The 5,095-nt window shown below is 62.6% G+C and carries 3 protein-coding genes; all 3 read left to right on the top strand.

The window, feature by feature from the left end; genetic code table 11:
* A partial coding sequence (locus ACIREA_RS26450; RefSeq protein WP_397385324.1) for a transglycosylase domain-containing protein occupies nucleotides 1–1,471 on the top strand: 1,471 nt, incomplete at its 5' end.
* Nucleotides 1,472–2,633: 1,162 nt separating this feature from the next.
* Nucleotides 2,634–2,900 (top strand): hypothetical protein, encoded by a 267-nt coding sequence (locus tag ACIREA_RS26455; protein WP_397385325.1) that lies wholly within the window; start codon nucleotides 2,634–2,636, stop codon nucleotides 2,898–2,900.
* A gap of 370 nt (nucleotides 2,901–3,270) precedes the next feature.
* A partial coding sequence (locus ACIREA_RS26460; protein WP_397385326.1) for a hypothetical protein occupies nucleotides 3,271–5,095 on the top strand: 1,825 nt, incomplete at its 3' end.

Here is a 5,095-nt window from a genome sequence, read left to right on the forward strand (position 1 = left end):
ACGCACCTATTTCGGCAAAGACGTCCACGACATCTCCCTCGTCGAGTCCGCCACGTTGGCCGGCATCATCAAGGCCCCCGTCGCCTACTCCCCCATCACCCAGCCAAAACTCGCCAAACAAAAGCGCGATCTCACCCTCCAGCGCATGGCAGAGACCGGCAGCATCACCGCAGCCGAAGCCACCGCCGCACGCGCTCTGCCCGTCACCATCAGCCATGACAAAAGCCGCGTCCGCACCGGCTACATGCTCGCCGCCGCACGCACCGAATTCCAGCGCCTCGGCCTCAAGCCCGGCACCCCGCCTGAGATGACCATGACCCTCCGTCTCGACTGGCAGCACAAGCTCAACACCCTCGTCCGCAAGCACCTCGACACCCTCGCCCCTAAAGACAAAGACCTCCAGGGAGCCGTCATCGTCCTCGACAACACCACCGGCGCCATCCTCGCCATGCAGGGCGGGCGCGACTTCACCACCAGCCCCTTCAATCGCGCCCTCGAAGGCATCCGCCCCCTCGGCACCGCCTTTCTCCCCCTCGTTTACGCCGCCGCCCTCACCGCCCAGCCAGACGTCACCGACGCCCCCCAGATCGACGGCCCCCTCGACAATAAGCAGGCCATGATCGGCGGACTCACCGGCACCCTTGGCGAATGGGGGGCTGAGGGAGATCCCGTCGCCTACACCGGCACCACCATCACCCCCAAGCAGTCCCTGCTCGAAGGCCGCACCGCCGCCACCGTCCGCCTCGGTTATCAGGTCGGGCTGGAGCCCCTCCGCACCGCCCTCAACCGCTGCCGCTTCACCACCCCCCTCCGCACGGAGGCCGCCTTCACCCTCGGCCAGAGCCCCCTCCGCCTCATCGAAGTCGCCCACGCCTTCACCGCCATCGCCAATGACGGCCGCACCAGCTCCACCCCCCACCTCCTCGCCGGCCCCACCGTCCGCAGCAGCGAGATCTTCACCCCAGCCGCCATCGCCCATGTGCGCGATACCCTCATCACCGGCATGGAGCGCCCCGAATACCGCAAGCCCCTCCTCGCCCACGGCCTCGCCCGCAAAAGCATCGCCGGCTACGGCGGCATCACCTACGACCGCACCGACGCCTGGTTCATCGGCTCAGACCGCGCCCGCACCTGCCTCGTCTGGATCGGGCATGACAAAGACATCCCCATCAGCGCCACCACCACCGCCTCCACCGCCGCGCTCCCCCTGTGGGCCGCCGTATTCGCCATGGTCACTGAGGGCAAACCCAAAGGCTGGGACGGCAAAGCCCCCGCCTCCCAGCTCCTCGCCATCCCTCCACGCGCCCTCTTCGTCGAAGGCGAAGCCCGCGTCATCCCCGTCACCCCCGTCTCCGGCGTCGTCCTCGGCATAGACCCCTACCAAAGCACCAGCGCCCCCGGCGGCGTCCCCGCCGCCATCCCAGTCCCCCAAGACGAGTACATCCCCAAAGCCATCCCCGTGACGCAGTAGCCACTCAATCGTCCTCGAACTCGATCCACCCGCTCCGCAAAGCCTCCCATATGGACTGCGGTCGCGAAGTGAGGAACGAACGCAGCTACCGCTTTCGCCGTCCTCGGTGACTCCCGCATACCAGCAACCACCCGAAAGCGGGAGCCATTGATACATCACTGGCCGGTCAGTCCACGCGTGCCACAAACCACCCGAAAGCCTTTCATGCTTGCGCCGCCGCACTCCAAAACACTCGGCAAAGCCCCCATATGGACTGCGGTCGCGAAGTGAGGAACGAACGCAGCTACCGCTTTCGCCGTCCTCGGTGACTCCCTCATACCAGCAACCACCCGAAAGCGGGAGCCATTGACACGTCGCGGGCCGGTCAGCTCCCACCCACCACAAACCAGCCCCATCTCCACCCACCACAAACCAGCCCCATCTCCACCCCTGTCAGGCTTTCGCACCCGCACTCCAAAAGCCTTGCTCCATGCTCATCGCCGTGAATCATCGCCGCCATGCCCAAGACCATCATCGCATGGCCCCACGCGCCGCCGCATCATCTCACAGTCGGCGGAACGTACTTTGTCACAGCGGGCACAAAAAGGGGGTCAGTGTGCAAATTCTTGACAAAATATCCGCCCTGTATTCATGCCGAAGCTAAGGCACGCAAGGCTCCGTCCCATTCCTCCCCTTGGTCCTTGGCAGATTCATCAGAGAGCAGATTCCTGCATTTCCCATGGATTCACAGCGTTCCCCCTTTCGGGCTCCCTGTTGTCCTCTGATCGCCTCTGGCTATCCATTCTCCGCTCCAGTCCGCTCGGTTCTTCCATCCGCCCCGCCTAATGCCCCCACCGATCAAGCACCCTCCCCACCCCCATGATGTCCAACGAGCTCGCAGGCATATTCATGTGCTTCATCTTCGGCCTCATCTTCACCTTCGTCTCCTGGCGGGCATGGACTCGGAAAGAGATCACCTACCGTGGCAGACGCTACCGCCGCGCAGACTCCCCCTTCGAATTTGGGTTATACACTGCCTGGGTCGCCTTCTGCGCCGCCCTCTCACTCCTCCTCGGCATCTACCTCAGCATCCACCTCCTCCGCTCCTCCTGGCGCACCGTGAACTCCTCTCCCCACGGGCATCGCATCGACTCCCGCCCCGGCCCTGCAACCCATGACGAAAATGCCGCCCCCTCTGCTCACCGCCACCACGCAAGACTCCCTTGTTGGAATCATCATGCTGAGCCTCATCGGCGTGCTTCTCTTCTGTGCCACTTGGAGCTCCTTGAGCCAAAAATACATCACCTATAAAAGAGTCCGCTACAATCGTGCCGACGATCCACTTTTCTATTGGTTCCTGACAGTGCTGGCCTTTGGCGGCGCGGTGATGTGCACCGTGGCGGGCGTCGTCTTCACCCTCAAACTGACTCAATCAACCGGCCATCCATGAAATCGCGCTCTGCCAGTGCCTTTGCACCGCCGCTCACACAACCTCTGGCGTTGACCAAAACAGATTTCCGAACAGCGCGCCTGGCACCAGACCGTTTCGAAGGGGAAGGGGACCTTCGACGCTGCCGCTGAGCAGCAGAGACACATAGAAAGCAGAGCCTGGATCCCATCTCTGCTCCCTCTGCTCCTTTGCCCCTCTGCGGCAAACCGAACGTCCTCACGCTCTCCCAAACCAGAAATGAGCCTTGCGAACAGCAGCGTCAGCAGGTGGAATTATACGCAATCTTCTCAGGCGCAAAACTAGCTGGATTTACATTCACCCACCAAATACATTACTCGGTAAATTGACGAATATCACGGGAGTAAAAAACATGCTTTCCCCAGAACCATCGCGCCGCACCTCCTCTCCACCCTCCCGCAGCCACCGCCTCCACGCCTTGCTGGGCTGCATCCTCACCCTCCTCCTCAGCCACGCCTGGGCCGAGGACGTACCGCCTGAGCCGGACAAATTCCACGCAGGCGTGCTCCGCGCCTGGGTCTCACGCGGCAGCGGCATGGGCAACAAGCCCCGCAGCGACGGCGACCGCTTCGCTCTCGGAGACGTACTCGTCGTCGAAGTCAAAAACTTCAACGGCTGGCTCATCGGCCAGGCGGACAATCTCCACTTCGTGGATGACGAACTCGCCAAAGGCACCTCTGACAAAGTCCGCTCCATCATCCTCAACGGCTACCTCAAACGCGCCGCAGACGCCAACCTCATCCTCCGCGAGGCCGCACTCGGCGTGCTCACAGACACTCACGTCACCGAGTACGTAAATCAGGGCGCGCTCTCCGTAGATGATGCCAGGGTGCTCGCACAAATCCGCGAAAAAAACGACCAGCTCCAGGCCGCCAAACTCCAGCTCGTCGGCCCCCCGGACCCCCGGGAAGTCGGCCGCCTCACCCTCGCCCCCGGCAGGCCGAAGATCACCGCAGAGGCCGTGGTCGCAGACGTGCTGGATCTGCCCAGCTTCAAAAACCTCCTCCCCTTGCTCACCTCCTCCTCCACGGAGCAGACGGTCACGCTCCTCCAGCAGGAGGTCCCGCAGCTCATCAAAAAGATGCTCAAAAAGAAGGCCGCAGAGCTCCGCCTCCGCATCAACGACCTCGAGCTCAAAGGCGTCGCTCCCACCAACCCCGATGAAGAGGCGCAGAGCCAGACCGAGCGCAAGCCCGCCACCGACTATGACGACTACTTCTGGTACCGCTTCCCCATCGTCGAAAACGACGACAACACCACCGCGTGGCAGCAGCTCCGAAAACGCATCCTCATGAATGACAGCGTCCAGCTCACGCTGAACTGCCCCTTTGCAGATCGCTCCTTCCTCCTCCCCACCGCCGTCAAATACGTCGGCGCAGACACCCAGCCCCTCCAGGGCATGAGCATCCTCCGGCTCGTCGTCATCGACGGCCTGCTTTTTTCCGTCGCACTCCTCCTCATGGTCCTCTGCCTCGCGCTCTTCTTCATCAGCGCCTGCAGGACAGATCTCATCCGCGACACCCTCGGGAATCTCCGCGCAGACGGCATCCCACCCTACAGCCTCTCCCGCTCGCAGATGGCCTTCTGGTTCATCCTCGTCATCGGCTCCTTTCTCTTCCTCTTCATCTCCTTGAACAAAGTGCCCGTGCTCAACAACACCTGCCTCTGGCTCATCGGCATCGGCGCAGGCACCGCCCTCGGCGCCGCAGTCATCACGGAAGACCGCAGCAAGACCGGCGGCGGCCTCAATACCTGGCCCCTCAAACGCGTCACAGGTGAAGGCCGGGACGCCTTCTTCCAGAGACTCGACATCGAAATCACCCTCAAGGAAGACGCCCTCGCCGCAGACAAGGACACCCTGCTTCAGCAGATCACCGCCCTGAAACAGTCCATCAGCGACTGCAAACGCGCCCTCTTCACCGCGCAAAACACCGCGCTTCCCACCCTGCGCAAGGCCATCATCAAACTCGAGCAGGACATCGCGACCAAGGAACACGATCTCGAACAAGCCCCCGAGGCGAACCGCGAAGCCCTCCGCGGCGAGATCCAGGAAATGCGGCGGCAGCACACACGCCAGTTGTACGAAGAACAGCCCGCGCTTGAAGAAAAGATCATGACCCTTCAGGGCGATCTCATCACGCTCCAGTCGGAAGCCACCACAAAGCAGAAAATCATCA

The organism is Prosthecobacter sp. (assembly GCF_044373815.1).
GTDB lineage: Bacteria > Verrucomicrobiota > Verrucomicrobiia > Verrucomicrobiales > Verrucomicrobiaceae > Prosthecobacter.